Here is a 16,186-nt window from a genome sequence, read left to right as displayed (position 1 = left end):
AGGATGGGAATGGCCGCTACTGGCGCATCACTGCGATAACCTTATGAAGATACTGATTTTTGGCAACGATAGCTGCGCGCATCTGTTGGGCTGGAAACTGGTCAACAGCGCCTATGTTCAAGAGATCATCCTCGCGCCGGGCAATGGTGGGACGAGCTTCTTCGCCTCATCGGTCGATCTGGCGGTCGAGGATCTGGCGGCGATCACCACCTTCGTCCTTGGCGAGTCGGTCGATCTGGTCATGGCGGACGCTCCGGGGATCGCCGCCGGTGTCACCGACGAGGTTGGAGCGCTGCCGCTGCCGATCGTCGGATCGAAGCGCGCGCTCAAGTCGCTGCACTATAGCCGCTGCGCCGCGCGCGAGTGGCTGCAACAGCATGGGCTGCCGACACCACGTGGACGAGTCTGTACCACCCAGCAGCAGGCCGAAAAATACGCGGCAACGCTGATGCATCCGCTGGTCGTCGCCGCCGACGATCCCGCAGGACCGGCGATTGTGTGTCACGATCGCACGGCGGTGCCGCAGGCGATTGCCGACTGTCTGGAAGTTAACATGCCCAGCGCGGTGATCGTCGAGGAACTGGTCAGCGGCTCGCTGGTGACAGCCTCGCTGCTCACGGATGGCACAGCCGCCGTGCCGATTCCGGCAACGCGGCTCTACCCCGCGACCGCACAGCCCTACGCGCGGGCTAGCGGCGTTCACAGCGCCGTAACGCCGCTCTGGGAGCGGCTGGAAGCACATCTGGAAAAGCAGATCCGCCAGCCGCTCCTGACGGCGCTCCAGCAGGATGGACGGGGCGCGAGCGGCTGGATCGGCACGACCTGCGTGATCGGCAAGCGCGGCCCGCTGATCCAGGCGCTCCATCTGGTTCCGTCGGGCCTGGAGCTTGCCGCGACGCTGCCGCGACTCGAAGGCGATCTGCTGCCGCTGCTGATCGGCAGCGCGCGCGGTACGCTTGGAGCAGCCCAGCCGCCAGCCTGGCGCAGCGAGGCGATCGTCGGCGCGGCGCTGTACCGCGCGGGCACATCCGGCTCTGAGATCTCGCTCACGGCCTTCGAGACATTCGATCCCGGCATTCTAGTCTTTCACCACGCAACCACGCCGCTGGTACCGAACACGTATGTGCCGCATGCCGCGCGCCTGGGTGGCTCGAAGCCGGGCGGCTTCAACCTGGGCTTCGGCGCTCCGGCAAACTCACTCGCTTCAGGCACCACGGCCGACCCGCTGGTAGCGATCGTCATCGCCAGCGGCCCCGATCTGGCAACCGCCCGCGATCGGCTGTACGCCAACCTCCGCCGCAGCAGCCTTGCGCCCAGCACCTACCGCGACGACATCGGCAGCCGCGAGCTGTAACGTCAACAGGCAAAATAAAACCGCCGGTTTAAACACCGGCGGTTTCGTGTTGATAGCCGAAGAGCTAGCGGTCGACAACCTTCACGTAGATGATTGACTCATTGCCGCTGCTCTTGCCCTTGAAGCCGATACCGTACACGCCCGGCGGGAGTAGCGCCTGCAAGTAGCCGCTGATGCGTCCCTGCTCATCGGCGTTGATCGGATCAAGCTCGACAGCCGCGCCGTCGGAGCGGACGATCACGAAGGCAATCTCCTCAACCGGCTGGAAGCCACCGGCGTCGATCTCAAGATAGGTACCGATCACCACACAGCTGGCAGGCGCAAGCGTCGCGTTGACCGGCGGCGGAATGGGACCACAGCGATCGGGCGGCATCTGGCCGCTGGGCTGCGTGGTGCTGCCGCCGGGCCGGGCTGTCTCATTGCCAAGCAATCCGAGCAGCACCTGATACTCCTGCGGCTTGTCGGGGTGGAACTCGAAGCGTGCCCGCTCGAACCACTGCGTCACGACGTTCTCACCTGAGGTGTTCACCTCCGGCGCCGGCTCCGACAGCGGCATGCCGAACAGCGCCAGCGAGCGGCCATCGGGCGACAGCTTGGGATCGCGCAGGCCGTTCTTCTTCCAGTAGCTCAGGAACGGCTCGCAGACGCTGTGGCCGGTTTCGGCAAAGAACTGACAGCCGTTTGTCGGCTGGCCCTTGGGGAACGTGAACCAGTCGCGGCCCTGGCGCTTGAGCTGCACGTCGCTGAGCCGTCCGAGCAGCACGTGATACGGCGGTGCCTTCTCAGGATGCGCCTCGAAGCGATTGCGCTCGAAGTACTGAACGGTGAAGGTGCCCTCGGCGCTGGTTTCCTGAAACTCTTCGGAGATCGGGAAGCCAAAGACCGCCAGGCCGCCGTTCTGTGCCCAGTAATCTTTGAAGGTGCCGCGCAGCGTATGCTGGGTTTCGGGGAAGAAAAGCACGCCGTTCTGGTTCGGGTTGGGCACCGGATCGAACTGCGGCATGCGCACCGACGAGACGGCCCGCGCCGCGTTGATCCGCCCCGCGCCATACTGCCAGTCCGCGCCGGGATTGCCCAGATCATCGACGGTGCCCGTCAGGATCGAGCGTACGGCGTTCACATCCAGGTTGGGATTGATCGACAGGATCAGCCCGGCAAGGCCCGCCACGTAGGGCGCGGCCATCGAGGTGCCCGACTCCGCGACATACGAGAAGGGGAAGTTCGCGCTGTCGCTCCACGTGCTGGCGATATTCCAGCCGGGCGCGCTCACATCGACGTATGGCTGGACCTGCGAGAAGAACACGTGCTGATCGTTGTGGTCGGTCGCGCCCACGGCGATCACTTCGTCGTAGGCTGCCGGATATTCAACCGGATTGCCCTCGTCCGCCGAGTTGCCTGCGGCCACGACCACCACCACATTCTTGCTGACAGCGTACTTGATCGCCTCGTGGATCGCGGGCGAGTCTTCTTCGCCGCCCAGGCTGAGGTTGATCACCCGCGCGCCCTGATCGGCAGCCCAGCGAATGCCGCTAACCAGCGCATCGTGTGGAATACCGTCCTGGCCGCCGACTTTGACCGGGAGAATGCTGCACTGCCAGCACATACCCGCGACGCCTTCGCCGTTGTCGCCAGCCGCTGCGGCGATACCGGCGACATGTGTGCCGTGTCCAACATCGTCGGACGCATCGGCGTCGTTGTTGGCGAAGTCGTAGCCCGGCAGCACGCGGCCCGTGAAGTCGGGGTGATTCAGCCGCACACCGCTATCGATGATCGCGATCTTCACCGTGCTGCTGCCGGTCGTCATGTCCCACGCGCCATAGGCATTGATTTTGTTCAAGCCGTACTGAAAGGTCGAGAGCGGGTCGTTGACCGTGCGCAGCAGTTGGTAGCGATAGTTCGGCTGCGCATAGGCGACCTCAGGGTCGGCGGCAAGCTTGCGGGCCAGCGCCGGAATATCGGCGTTCTCCGCGAGATCGAGGCGGAACATGCCCGTCGCAATCTGTTTCGAGGATTTCAGCTTGACGCTTGCGAAGCGCGCCTGAAGCGCCTGCGTTGTGGCAGCGCCACGCTTCATAAAGGCTGAGCCATCGCGCATACGCACGATCAACTGTCCTGCAACATAGTCGCTGCCCTTGGTCGAGCGACGAACCGTAGCGCCCTTGGATGAGTCTTGGAAGAACTTCGGTTTGACTTCCTGAGCGAATGAGGCCGGGGTGATGAGGACAGACGCCAGAAGCGTCAGCACCATCAGTGGCGCAAACCAGCGGCGGGTGTGCATGTGAGTCCTTTTCTTTCCGAGATACGTCAATGCCGCATCCTCTCGACAGCTCCGGGCACCGGGGTTGTGCCGGTAGAGCATGATATGGGCGTGACACCAGCGTATTATAACAGCGCCATACTGAAATGCAACGAACGTTCGCAATGTTTTGGGGAGACTTAGTGCCTATTTAATGCGGATTTTCATACTTTTTCACGGTTTTGAGAGTCCTTTATCAGCGATTGATCAGCCTGTATTCACCAAAACATCAGTCCTGCTGCGCTCCTATGGCACGTTGTCCTTTATCCCCATCCCGATAGTCTATGAGCCAAATCAACTATTGACAGTTGATACTTGTCACATTATATTTGCTTACGTTGAGTAAGTTCATAATTATAAGTAACCATTGGGGGTACGGCGATGGAAGATCTGGCGCTTCTGGCACTCCGATTACTGATCGGTCTGCTTTTCATCGGGCACGGAGCACAAAAGCTCCTCGGCTGGTTTGGCGGCTACGGCATTGCGGGAACCGGCGCGTGGCTGGAATCGATCGGGCTACGGCCTGGTAAGCAGATGGCGGCGCTGGCCGGGCTATCGGAGATTGTTGGCGGGGTGCTCCTGGTGATCGGGCTGCTCTTGCCCGTGGCGGCGGCGCTGATTGGCGGCGCGATGCTGGTTGCGATTGTGAAGGTTCACGGTCAGCATGGCCTGTGGAGCCAGAATAACGGCTACGAGTATAACCTCGTGCTGCTGGTGCTGGTCGTCGCGCTGGCACTGCTTGGGCCTGGCAGCATCAGCCTGGCCTCGGCCTTCGGGATCAATTTCTAAACGTTCGCTGACGATCCGGCTGTCAGTGGTCGACTTGACAGGTACGCGCTTTACGACTACAACTTACACAGGATAATCTTATTACAAAAAGTAATAACCAGAGGTAGGAGGATCACATGGCGGTCAAAGTCGCGGTCATTTACTACAGTGCAACCGGCACAACATACCAGCTTGCGCGTGCGGTTGCGGACGGCGCTGAGGCGGCAGGCGCGGAGGTGCGTTTCCGCAAGGTGAAAGAGCTTGCGCCGGAAGCGGCTATTGCCTCGAACGAAGGCTGGTCGGCGCATCGCAAGCAGACGCAGGACGTACCTGAGGCCAAGCTCGACGATCTGGAATGGGCCGACGCGATCATCTTCGGCAGCCCGACGCGCTACGGCTTGCCCGCCGCGCAGCTCAAGCAGTTCATCGACACCACGGGGCCGCTCTGGGCGCAGGGCAAGCTCGCCGACAAGATCGGCTCGTCGTTCACCAGCATCGCCACGGCGCATGGCGGCCACGAAACCACGATCACCGCGATCAACAACACCTTCTACCACTGGGGCGCGATCATCGTCGGGCCGGGCTATGTCGATCCGATCCAGTTCCAGTCGGGCAATCCCTACGGCGTCTCATTTACCAGCAACAACGGCGAGCTTTCCCCCGACGACACTGCGCTGGCGGCGGCACGCTTCCAGGGCAGGCGCGTAGCGGAGATCACCGCGCGCTTCCTCGGAGTTAACAGCCAGGAGTCGAAAGCCTAACAGCGGGCGGCTTGACCTTGTACGGACCTGCGGCATACGCCTCAGGCCACCAATCAGCGCCGCGCGGATCGTTTGGTCTATCCGCGCGGCGCGTTGTTGTGCGCGGACTTCGACCGTGCGGCAAAAGAGGACCAGAGGCAGATTTAATCTTTTTCCATGAACCATTTTTAACTAAAGTGATTTATAAAGAACCTAAATATTTAACAACAACATCATAAAGGTTTATATTGATTTGGTAGCCAAGGAGATAGCAATGGACCACCAAACAACCAAGTCATTTACGCTTCGGCTTCCGCCAGATCTATACGAGCCGATCGCGGCAATGGCTGCACGCGAACGCCGTTCCTTGCATGGACAAGTTCTGTATCTCCTTGACCGAGCGCTAGAAGCCATCGAAGACGCCGAGGATATTCGTGATTCGACGGCACGATTAGCGGAAGAAGAGGCAATTCCCCTCAGTCAAGCAATCCAGGAAATTGAACACCAACGGACGGCTCGAAAGGCCAGTTAACGTACAACGTCACAATTGTACGTAGCGCTCAAAAGGAACGTGCCCGCTTACCAGCCGCCGATTATAGGCGCGTACTCACACCTATTGAGTCCCTGGCAACAAGTCCCCGCCCATCTGGTTGTACGAAGCTCACCGGGTCCGAATTTTGGCGGATTCGTGTCGGTCAATACTGCGTTGTGTATGCCATCAAAGACACGGAGTTGATTGTCACTGTGGTGAAAGTTGGCAATCGGCGGGATGTGTATCGCTACCCCTGAAGGCGGCGGCCCTCGTGCCTCATTTCTGTGTAGCTAGAGAACAAACTACGCGGCAGTGCTCATCCCTCACGTAGGGATGGGCATTTTTATATGCTCCTCAATATCGCAACGTTTGATGGCGCAATGACTGGCGTCTCGTTTTTCTGGAACAACGACCAAGTATCGACGACGCGACACAGAGCGGTGGTAGCATAAAAGATAAAGGCGTGGAGTCCCGCCCCGCTTAAACAGGAGGCCCTATGATCCGATGCCTGGCTCTTGTGCTGCTCATGCTGACAGCCTGCGGCAGCGCTGCCAACACCACCGCCTCGCCGCCAGCGCAGACAACGACAACAGCCGGTCAATCCGCGCCAGCTCAGGCGACGACAGCAGCCGGTCAATCCACACCAGCCACTCCGGCAGATGTGCCCGATCCGGCAGAGGCCGAGCAGGAGCCGCTTCCCGACGGCGTGCGCGTGCAGCCGATCGCGGGCGAGCAGCAGGGCGTTTCCTTTCCGGTCGCCATCGCGTTCCTGCCGGATGGACGCTGGCTCGTCACCGAGAAGGGCGGCTATGGCGGGCCGACCGAGGCGCAGATCCATCTGTTCGATCGCGGCGGCCAGAAGCAGGCGCAGCCATTCGCGACGCTAGAGGTCGATAGCACCTTCGAGCGCGGCCTGCTGGGTATTACTGCCGATCCGCAGTTTGCCGAAAACCATTATGTCTACGTGTACTACTCGAAGCCCGGAGAGCCCGTGGTGAATACTACGCTGCGCTACACCGAGCGCGACGGCATCGGGACGGAGCCGACAGTGATCTTTGAAGCGCCGGTGCTGACGGGCGCGGGCAACCACAACGGCGGCAATCTACACTTCGGACCTGACGGCAAGCTGTATATCAGCATCGGCGAGAACGCACGACCGGCCTTCTCGCAAGATCCACAGTCGCCGTACGGTAAAATCCTGCGCCTCAATCCCGATGGCTCCGTGCCGGAGGATAATCCGTTCGCGCCCGCGCCGACCTGGGCCTATGGCCTGCGAAACCCGTTCGATTTCACCTTCGACGCGCAGACCGGCAACCTGTGGGCCACCGACAATGGTCCCGGCTGCGATGACGAGCTGAATCTGATCGGCAAGGGCCAGAACTACGGCTGGGGGCCAGGTAATCAGTGCGGCAGAGTCCGCGAAGGCTCGGTCGGGCCGCTGCTACGCTGGAGCGATCCTGAGGCAGTGACAGGCGTGATCGTTTATACTGGCGATGCGATTGCAGCCTGGAAAGATAGCCTGCTGATCTGCGCCTACAGCGGCGGCGCGCTCTATCGCGCGCGGCTCACGCCCGACCGAAGAGGCGTCGCGGATGTTAAGCGCGTGGCACTGCCGGAAGGCATCGGCTGCGGCACCGACATCGAGGTTGCGCAGGACGGCTCGATCTACATGAATGAGCCGCCAAACATCTACCACATTAGTGGCGGCGGCTGAGCGTATTCTGCGCTTACCGACACAATTGTTATCACCCGTTCATATAACTACACAATAATCAATATTGTGTAGTTTTTTGATTCTTTTATCGTGTTGATAAACATTATAACCAATATTGTGTAGTTTTTTGATTCTTTTATCGTGTTGATAAACATTTGATCGATCATAAAGATGTAATGATTCGCGATTTTAACCGGTTTTAGTATAGACATGACCAAAGTACTATTGTATATTAGCAATATTTCTACTCACACGCGATAATCGAAGGAGGCAGCAAATGGACGATCAAAACACGTCGGGTGATCTCGAAATGCGGATCATTGAGTTAGAAAACCAATTAAAAGAGCTGCGCGCCGCTCAAGAGGCGATGAGCGGGTCGGGGCAGGCGGGCGAGCAGGCAGCCATGCCGTACACTACCGGCTACTGCGGCTACTGGTATGCCATCCCCTGCCGACCGCCAATGAGCAGCGAACAGGTGCCAGGGGCCTGCATCCCCTGTATCCCCGCTCCCTGCATCCCATGCATCATCGCTCCCTGCATACCCTGCGCGGCTCCGTGTATTCCCTGCAACGCCTGTCGCGGCTCCGGCGGCGGTACAGGCGGCGGCGGTGATCGCTTTGGCGGTCTTGGCAGCTAGCGCTGCTTTCCAACATCTCACGCTGTGGGTCGCCCCCTGATCCCACAGCTTTTCGCCCGTCGGCGGCGCTACCAAGTAGCATCCCTGGCTCATTCGCAGCCTTTGCACACCCGCTAACGCTATGAATACATACCACGCAGCCTACTACGAGCTTGTTCCCGGCATCGATGCGGTGCCGCTCGACGACGGCAACCTGCTGTTTCGCTCCGACACGCTTGCGATCCGCATCGAAGGCGGGTTTGCGCGCGTGCTCCTTGAGCGCGTGCTGCCGCTGCTGGATGGACAGCGCAGCTTCGAGCAGCTAGCAGCGCAACTGCCCGATCTGCCGGTCAACGAACTCCGCCAGCGCCTCGACGACCTGACCCAGGCCCAAATTTTGCGCCGCGCGGAGCAGCCGCGCCATGCGAGCGCCGACTCCCAAGCGCTGGCTCCGTTGCTCGCGCTGCTGGGCACCATGGGTATCGCGGCTCCTACGGCCATGCACCTGCTGCAACAGCTCCACATCGCGATCATCGGACTTGAGGCGCACGGCGCGCAGCTTGCCGCGATCCTGTCGCAGTGCGGCATCGGCAGGCTCACGCTGATCGATCCTTACCCATGCCAGCCAGGCAACCTGGCGCTGATGCCGCTGATTGGGCCGGACGCGCTTGGCCTGCCCCGGCAGCAGGCACTTCAGGCGGCGCTCCACACCCAGGGCGTGACCACCGAGATCGTCATCGGCGGCGAGCGTGAGCTGACACGCGAGCGAATCGCGGCGCTCGCATCGGTCAATCATCTGCTTGTCGGCTGCTTCGACAAAGGCTTTGCGTCGACCAACCACTGGATCAATCGCGCCAGCCTGGCGCAGGGCGTGTCCGCGCTCTACGCCGAGCTGCGCGGACACACCGCGCTGATCGGGCCGCTGGTGCTGCCGGGACAGACCGCGTGCTACATGTGCTATCGCATGCGCAGCATCGCCTGTGAGGAAGACTTCACCGCCGCGATGACCTATGAGGAGTTTTTGGATCGACACAAGCAGCCGACGCTCCACGAGCGAGGCGTGCTGCCGACGCTACCCTCCTACGTCGGCAGCCTGCTGGCGATGGAAATCTTGAAGCAGACGCTCGGCCTGAGCCAGCCCACGCTGGCGAATAGCGTACTGGAATTCAACGCGCTCTCGTTCCAGACGACAATCCATCCCGTGCTGCAAAAGCCGGACTGTCCGGTCTGTGGCGAAAAAAAAAACTGGGTCAGAGCGCATCCGCTGATTGAGCAGCAGCGCCGCGATGCGGCGGAGGCGGTCGATCTGCTGGCCGTCGCCGATCGACTGATCAGCCGCCGCACGGGCATTATCCGCAATGTCGTGCCGATCACACAGGATGCCAGCGAGCCTGCGCGGCCCTATGTGATCGGCGCGGAGCTGGCGAATCATCGCTTTCTGGCGCACGAGCCCAAAGAGCAGCGCTTCTGCTCCGGCAAGGGCATGACGCGCGACGCGGCGCGGATCGGCATGCTGGGCGAGGCGGTCGAGCGCTATTCGGGCGCGTGCTGGGATTACAGCGAGATCGTCTATGGTCGTCGTCGCGACCGGGATGGGCCATCGCTCGATCCGCGTGATCTTGTGTTGTACCACGCCGATCAGTACGCGCACCTGCCCTACCGCCCGTACACCGGCCAGAATATCCTGGGCTGGACTCGCGGGTACTCGCTCGTAACGAACAAGCAGATCTGGGTGCCCGCACTGGCGGTCTATCTCAACTACGAGATGCGCATGCCGAACGAGATGCTCTGCCCGATCACCTCGAACGGGCTGGCGGCTGGCGCGACGCTCGCCGACGCGATCCTGGCGGCGGCCTGCGAGGTGCTGGAGCGCGATGCGTTTATGATCGCCTGGCTCAATCGTCTGCCCTGCCAGCGCATCGATCCACGGACGCATCCCGATGAGGATCTGCGCGCGCTCTGCGAGGCCTACCGGCGGCGCGGCGTCGAGCTGCGGATCTATCGTCTGCCGACCGATCATCCCTGCCATGTGTTCGCGTCGGTGGCGTTGCAGCACAGCGACGCCGACGGACCGGCGGTGGTCGTCGGGCTGGGCGCCGACCTGAGCGCGAGCCGCGCGGCGCGCAAAGCGATGCTGGAGATCGGGCAGGTGCGGCCAAGCCTGCGCAAGCGCATGCGCCAGCCTGCGGCCCGCCAGCGGATGGCGGAGCTGGTGGCAGATCCGCGCCGGGTGACGACGCTGGACGACCACGATCTACTGTATGCCAGTCCTCAGGCGATCGGCGCGCTGCACTTTATGCTGGATCGGCCTGTCGAGCCGTTCGATTGGGCGTCGTCGCCCGCCGCACCGCCGATCGACAAGCTGGAGCGGCTGGTCGATCACTGCCGCGCTCAGGACTGGGATCTGATCTATGTCAACCTGACGCCGCCCGATATGCAGCGGCTGGGCCTGCACGCCGTGCGAGCGATCCTGCCCGGCTTTCAGCCGATCCACTTCGGCTGGAAAGAGCCGCGCCTCGGCGGGGAGCGGCTCTACGATCTGCCGTATCGGCTGGGCCTGACCAGCGCCAGAGTCACGATCGACCAGCTCAACGACGATCCACATCCTTTAGCGTGAAGCGGAGGCCGCGCATGTTTCGAGCAAAGTATCCGATTGCCTGGACCTTTCACCGGAACACGAGTCGCTGGCCGTTCGGTATGCAGGCGCTACCCGAACAGGCGGTGCCCGAAGCGCCCTTCAAAGAATATCTTGGCGCGACGCTCGTCGCGCTGCCGGAGCCGCAGCCGCCCATGATGGCGCTCGGCGATGTGATCGCGGGTCGCTGCTCGTGCCGCCGCTTCGGCGATCTGCCGCTCAAGCTCGCCGATCTTGCGACGCTGCTGAAGCTGGCTTATGGCGTTCAAAATCATCTGGTGCTGGACGAACAGGAATGTTTGGAGCGTCCGGTGCCGTCGGGCGGCGGCCTCTATGCGCTTGAGCTGTACGTGCTGGCGCAGCATGTCGAGCAGATCGCGCCGGGGATCTACCACTACGCGGCGCTGCCACACGCGCTTGAGCAGCTCAGCCCGCTGGCGCTGCCGCCAGCGTCGATCGGCGATCTGTTCATGGGCCAGCCCTACGTCGGCCAGGCTGGCGCGGTTGTGGTGCTGACCAGCGTGCTTGAGCGCTCGCTCTGGAAATACGCCGATCGTGGCTACCGCTACCTGCTGTTAGAGGCCGGACACGTCGCGCAGAATCTCAACCTTGTCGCCTGCGGCCTGGGGCTGGGCAGCCTCAACCTCGGCGGCTTCTTCGACGCCAACATCGCGGGCGTGCTTGGCCTGGACCTGGAGCAGGAGGTGCCGCTGTACGCTGTCGCGGTCGGTGTGCCCGGCGGCGACGAGCGCAACGATCTGCGTCAGCCCACGGGTTAAAACACGGGCACGCCGACGATTGTTGGCCCGGCGTGTCCCGCTGCGGTACATGGATTCGAGTTTAGGACATTGACGACAATGGCTACCCCGCGTGCCCTTTATCCGCCTCACGCGCCTTTGCCGCCTGCCGCTCGAAGAAGAGCGTCAGGCCGTTGATACTCATCTCGACCCAGCCTTCCATCAGCCACTGCGTATGGCTATCGCTCGGCGGCCTGCCGATCATCGTGCGGATAATCGCCTCGTGATCGACATGGCCTGCCTCCCACGCGGTGTGGACCAGCGCTACCAGCCGCTCGAAGCGCTCGCGCAGCATCTCGATCGTATCGCGGGGCGGCTGCGCGCTCGGCCCGTAGTGCGAGAAGAGCAGCGTGTCGATCTCCAGAGCGAGCAGCCGCTCGAAGGTCGCGCGCTGATCGGCGAGCTTGAAGGCGGGCGGCGGCGTCACCGGCCCGGCGTAATCGCTGGCCCGCACAACAATGCCCAGCGAGTCGCCGGTGAAGAGGCAGCGGCTGCTCTCGTCGAAGTAGGCCAGATGATCCGGCGAGTGGCCGGGCGTGGAGATCGCCCGCAAGACAACGCCGCGCCCAAGATCGAGCCGCAGATGGTCGGCGTGGACGATGCGCTCCGCCGGAACCGGCTCCAGCAGCCCGTGCAGCGGAAACAGCTCGCCCAGCGCGCGCTCGGCGCTGGCGAGCAGCTTGGATGGATCGGAGAGATACTGCGCGGTCTTGCTGTGGATATACACGCGGGCCTCCGGCATCGCGTGCAGCAGCGTACCGGTACCGCCCGCGTGATCGATGTGGACATGCGTCAGCACCATATGCCGCACGTCACCGGGATCGACGCCGAGACGACGCAGGCCATCCAGCACATTGGGCGCGCAGCGCGACGTGCCCGTCTCGACGATCGCCAGCTCATCGCCGCGCACGAGATAGGTCGAGCCGACGCCAGCCGCGTCGAGCAGGCCGTTGTCGATGTAGGCGATATGATCGTTGAACTGAACTGTCTCAAGTCGCATCGTCGCTCCTCAAAAAAAGAAGCCACGCCGGACGTGTAGCAACATCCGGCGCGGCGCTCACGATCTAGCTCTTGCTGCCCCGCCCGCGATGGCGTTTGCGGCGGCGTCCCGGTGATGGCTGCTGCGGCTGCTCCCCGCCCTGATTCTCCGGCGCGGCCTGCGCGGCAGGCGGCTGGGCCGGGCTTGAGCGCCGCTGCTGAGGCGCTTGTTTCTTGTGCCGCTTGCCGATGCTCAGCTCTTTATGTGGCTCGGCATGCTCCTGCGGCGTCCACCGGGCCGACCCATTGTGTCCGGGCCGCTCAGCCTGGCGATTTGCTGGCTGCTGGCGCTGTGGCTGCGCGCGCCGCTCCTGCAATGAGTCGCCCAGCGCGGCATCGGGGCGCAGCGGCGCGCTCCGAGGCGGATTGTCGTGTCTGGACGGCGCCGGCTGCGAGGCTGGATTGCGCTTTTGGGGCGCGGGCCTGGGCTGGAATGCCTCAGGATCTTCCAGGTCTTCCAGCACCCTCCAGGCATCGGGATCGTCGTCGAACAGGCCTTCTTCCCCGGCGATGATCGGATGCGGTCCCTGGCGCGTCGCCGCGACGGGCGTGATCCCTTCGGCGTTGCGCGCCTGGGCCTCGGCGGCGACGCGCTTGCGCACGTCCATGATCTGCGCCGCCGTACAATCGATCGTGTTGCCGTCGGTAAGCTGCACCGTCACATTTTCCTTGACCACGTTGACCGCGATCACCTCGCCGGGACCTTCGCGCGTCTGGACCCAATCGCCGCGCTGCGGGAGCTCGGCCTTGATCTCCAGATACTGCTCGTGCTCGTAGGAGAGACAGCAGAGCAGCCGCCCGCAGACGCCGCTGATCTTGCTGGGATTGAGCGGCAGATCCTGATCTTTCGCCATCTTGATCGAGACGCGCGCGAAGTCGGGCAGGAACGTCGAGCAGCAGAGCAGCCGCCCGCACGGCCCGATCCCGCCAAGCAGCTTGGCCTCGTCGCGCGGCCCGACCTGACGCAGCTCGATGCGGGTGCGAAACGTCCGCGCAAGGTCGCGCACCAGCGCGCGAAAGTCCACGCGCTTATCGGCGGTAAAAAAGAAGGTCAGCCGCGAGCCGTCGAAGTTGTACTCGGCTTTGATCAGCATCATCGGCAACTGATGCTCCGCGACCTTCTCGGCGCAGATCTGAAGCGCCTCCGGCTCGTACTGCTGAAGATGCGCCAGACTATGCAGGTCGTCTTCCGTCGCCCGCCGCAGCACCGGCTTTAGCTCGCCAATCACTTGCTCCTGCGTGATCTCCGTCGGCAGCTTCGCGACGCGACCAAGCTCAGGCCCGCGCACAGTCTCGACGATCGCCCAATCGCCCAGGTCCAGGGGGATGCGCTGCGGATCGAAGTGATATGTTTTGCCTGAATCCTTGAAGCGGATTCCAACAACAATCGGCATATAAGCTCCAGGAGATGTATGTACTCTTCAGGTGGCTATCGCGCCCGAAGCAGAACAGGTGGTTTAGGAGACGTAGTATAGCAAACGCCCCAAACAGCGGCAAACACCAGGCGGACCGGCCCTTGATGGACCGGCCCGCCCTGGCGCACTGATCGTCTGCTGGCGCGGGATTTAGCCCCGGCAGTAGAAGAGCCTCGCCGGAAGAATATTCAGCGGCTCGAAGTCACGATCGACCTGCTTGAAGACCTGCTGCAAGTATGGCCCCGCCGCGCTGGAAAACTGATAGACCAGAAACGCGCCGCGTGGGCTAAGCACGGCATGAGACGCCTCGAGAATCGCCGATCGCACCTCGGCGGGCATGGTGCTGTAGGGAATCCCCGAAATAATGTAGTCGGCGTGGGTCAGGCCGAGCTGATCCAGCACCGTCGTGATCTCAGCCGCCGAGCCGTGGATCACGTGCAGGCGCGGATCGTCGATCGTGCGCCGCAAGAACTCGACAAACTCGCCGTTCGTCTCGAAGACCACCAGCGTCGCGTCGGCGCGCATGCGACGCAGGATCTCGGTGGTGAACACGCCGACGCCGGGGCCGTACTCCACAATCACCTGGGCGATGCTCCAGTCGACACGCCGCAGCAGACGATTGATCAAAAAGCGCGAGCTTGGGATCGCCGAGCCGAGCATCTTGGGATGCTTGAAAAAGTTGCGGCCAAAGACCAGCGTGCGGTCAAGCCAGGTTGGCTCTTTCTTCAACGCCACGAGGATGTACCCTCCTGCTAATGCCATTCGGAACACGGCGTCAGCGCGCCGCGCGGATCGACTCTTTCGGATCAGGAATATGCAGCGTGACGTTCTCGAACGCAAGCTGCGGATTAACGTTCTCGGCCAGCTGTTGGCGGGCTGCGTCCAGCAGCGTCAGGAAGTGCTGCACCTGCGCCAGCGACAGCCCATGCCCGACCGCCTCAAGCTCAGCCCGCCGATCGAGATGTGTGATCGCGCCGGGATTGCCGCTGCGCAGCAGCAGCACGTCGCGCCACCAGCTTTGCCACAGCCGCAGCCACTCGATCGCTGTCGTGTGCTCGCCGCCGCGATACTCCTTGGCCCGCTCCTCGGCCCAGCGCATGCGCGCCACCCGCGAGCCTGCGCCGAGCTGGATCAGCAGGTCAAGCCGCTGCTGCTGCTGTTCGAGGATGTCGGGATGTTCGACGGCGCGAAAGGCCCAGCCAATCCGGCCCGCGCTCCACGCCGCGACCAGCGCGGCATCTTCGGCGGCCACGTTGTAGCGCTCTTGCAGCGCGCGCGCCACCGCCTCCCGCGACAGCGGACGCAGCCGCAGCACGCGGCAGCGCGAGACGATCGTCGGCAGCAGATCGCCAGCGCCCTGCGCGATCAGGATCAGCACCGCGTACGGCGGCGGCTCCTCCAATGTCTTGAGCATCGCGTTCGATGCCGCCTCGTTGAGCGCCTGCGCGTCGTCCAGCACGAAGACGCGCCGGCTGGCCTCGAACGGACGGAGATCGATGTCGCGCTGCCACTCGCGGATCGTCTCGATCCGCAGCACCTTCGACCTGGCCGCATCCGCTTTGTCGCTCGCGGCCTGCATCGCCAGCGAGATGCCGCGCACATCGGGATGATTGCCCTTTGCCGCGCGCCGACAGCCCCGGCAGGTCAGGCAGGCATCGGGGCCGCCGGTTTCGCAGACCAGCGCCTGCGCCAGCCGCTGCGCCAGCAGCGCCTTGCCGATGCTGTCAGGCCCGGCGAAGAGGTAGGCGTGCGCGCCCCGCCCATTGAGCAGCGAGCGGCGCAGGTACTCGACCGCCCACTCGTGCCCGACGATGCCCCAGTTGGTATCTTGCGTAGCCATCGCGGTGTATTATACGAGAAGTTTGGCCCGCTGCGGCGGGCGTGCTTGGTTGTCTTGCAACGGAGCTTTCAGGGGCTTACGGAAACAAGGCATCGACCGCGAAGATCCATCCAGGCACCGCAGGCTCGGCCTCCGCTTCCTGCCCGCGCCGATACAACGTGGCTCGCTCTGGCTCGCTCGCCCGATGGACGCGAACGACCTCATCGCTTAAGAGATCGACATCCCAGACCACCAGCGTGCCAGCGGCGAAGTAATCAGCGCGCTTGTCGGCTATCGCCCGCTCCGCCGCAGGACCGTAGTCGCCTTCGCTGCGCACCTCGACGGCAAAGACGGGCGCGCCTTCCAAAAACTTCATGCCGGAAGGCGCGCCGACATAAAACGCGGCATCCGGGCTGAACGATTGTCGATGGGCGAGCTTGACCAAAAACCCGGCATTATCCG

Annotated in this window: 14 protein-coding genes; 8 read left to right on the top strand and 6 right to left on the bottom strand. The window is 62.9% G+C overall.

Going from position 1 to position 16,186, the window contains the following annotated elements:
- The first annotated feature begins 43 nt into the window (after positions 1 to 43).
- Positions 44 to 1,354, top strand: a complete 1,311-nt coding sequence (locus tag VFZ66_24030) for a hypothetical protein (protein ID HEX6292278.1) — start codon at positions 44 to 46, stop codon at positions 1,352 to 1,354.
- Positions 1,355 to 1,418: 64 nt separating this feature from the next.
- On the opposite strand, the gene VFZ66_24025 is transcribed toward VFZ66_24030, so the two are convergent.
- A complete protein-coding gene (locus VFZ66_24025) occupies positions 1,419 to 3,632 on the bottom strand; it encodes a S8 family peptidase (GenBank protein ID HEX6292277.1) in 2,214 nt (737 codons plus the stop codon).
- Positions 3,633 to 4,031: 399 nt separating this feature from the next.
- Between VFZ66_24025 and VFZ66_24020 the strand changes: the two genes are divergently transcribed.
- The 7 genes from VFZ66_24020 to VFZ66_23990 all read left to right on the top strand — a co-directional run bounded on the left by VFZ66_24020 (position 4,032) and on the right by VFZ66_23990 (position 11,434).
- Complete coding sequence (locus tag VFZ66_24020) at positions 4,032 to 4,439, top strand: DoxX family protein (protein HEX6292276.1); 408 nt, start codon at positions 4,032 to 4,034, stop codon at positions 4,437 to 4,439.
- Positions 4,440 to 4,555: 116 nt separating this feature from the next.
- Complete coding sequence (gene wrbA / locus VFZ66_24015; GenBank protein ID HEX6292275.1) at positions 4,556 to 5,179, top strand: NAD(P)H:quinone oxidoreductase; 624 nt, start codon at positions 4,556 to 4,558, stop codon at positions 5,177 to 5,179.
- 253 nt (positions 5,180 to 5,432) lie between these two features.
- Entirely contained in the window at positions 5,433 to 5,690 is a 258-nt protein-coding gene (locus tag VFZ66_24010; GenBank protein ID HEX6292274.1) for a hypothetical protein, read from the top strand.
- A gap of 496 nt (positions 5,691 to 6,186) precedes the next feature.
- Positions 6,187 to 7,404, top strand: coding sequence for a PQQ-dependent sugar dehydrogenase (locus VFZ66_24005; GenBank protein ID HEX6292273.1), 1,218 nt, complete (start codon positions 6,187 to 6,189; stop codon positions 7,402 to 7,404).
- A 277-nt stretch (positions 7,405 to 7,681) separates the two neighbouring features.
- Positions 7,682 to 8,041, top strand: coding sequence for a hypothetical protein (locus tag VFZ66_24000; GenBank protein ID HEX6292272.1), 360 nt, complete (start codon positions 7,682 to 7,684; stop codon positions 8,039 to 8,041).
- Between the two features lie 121 nt (positions 8,042 to 8,162).
- The gene (locus tag VFZ66_23995; GenBank protein ID HEX6292271.1) at positions 8,163 to 10,637 is read left to right on the top strand and encodes a TOMM precursor leader peptide-binding protein; all 2,475 of its coding nucleotides are present in this window, start codon (positions 8,163 to 8,165) and stop codon (positions 10,635 to 10,637) included.
- Positions 10,638 to 10,651: 14 nt separating this feature from the next.
- Positions 10,652 to 11,434: a SagB/ThcOx family dehydrogenase gene (locus tag VFZ66_23990; protein HEX6292270.1), complete on the top strand. Its 783-nt coding sequence runs from the start codon at positions 10,652 to 10,654 to the stop codon at positions 11,432 to 11,434.
- A gap of 82 nt (positions 11,435 to 11,516) precedes the next feature.
- Here the strand turns inward: VFZ66_23990 and VFZ66_23985 are convergent, their stop codons facing one another.
- From VFZ66_23985 to VFZ66_23965, 5 genes are all read right to left on the bottom strand, one after another.
- Positions 11,517 to 12,452, bottom strand: coding sequence for an MBL fold metallo-hydrolase (locus VFZ66_23985; GenBank protein ID HEX6292269.1), 936 nt, complete (start codon positions 12,450 to 12,452; stop codon positions 11,517 to 11,519).
- 64 nt (positions 12,453 to 12,516) lie between these two features.
- A complete protein-coding gene (locus VFZ66_23980; protein HEX6292268.1) occupies positions 12,517 to 13,884 on the bottom strand; it encodes a stage 0 sporulation family protein in 1,368 nt (455 codons plus the stop codon).
- 171 nt (positions 13,885 to 14,055) lie between these two features.
- The gene (locus VFZ66_23975) at positions 14,056 to 14,640 is read right to left on the bottom strand and encodes an rRNA adenine N-6-methyltransferase family protein (GenBank protein ID HEX6292267.1); all 585 of its coding nucleotides are present in this window, start codon (positions 14,638 to 14,640) and stop codon (positions 14,056 to 14,058) included.
- Between the two features lie 40 nt (positions 14,641 to 14,680).
- Positions 14,681 to 15,745: a DNA polymerase III subunit delta' gene (holB, locus tag VFZ66_23970; GenBank protein HEX6292266.1), complete on the bottom strand. Its 1,065-nt coding sequence runs from the start codon at positions 15,743 to 15,745 to the stop codon at positions 14,681 to 14,683.
- A gap of 76 nt (positions 15,746 to 15,821) precedes the next feature.
- The coding region (locus VFZ66_23965) for a Uma2 family endonuclease (protein HEX6292265.1) at positions 15,822 to 16,186 on the bottom strand (365 nt) is incomplete at its 5' end.

This window comes from Herpetosiphonaceae bacterium (assembly GCA_036374795.1).
Lineage (GTDB): Bacteria > Chloroflexota > Chloroflexia > Chloroflexales > Kallotenuaceae > LB3-1.
Note: the sequence above shows the minus strand (reverse complement) of the source record. Positions and strands in the feature narration are given on the sequence as shown.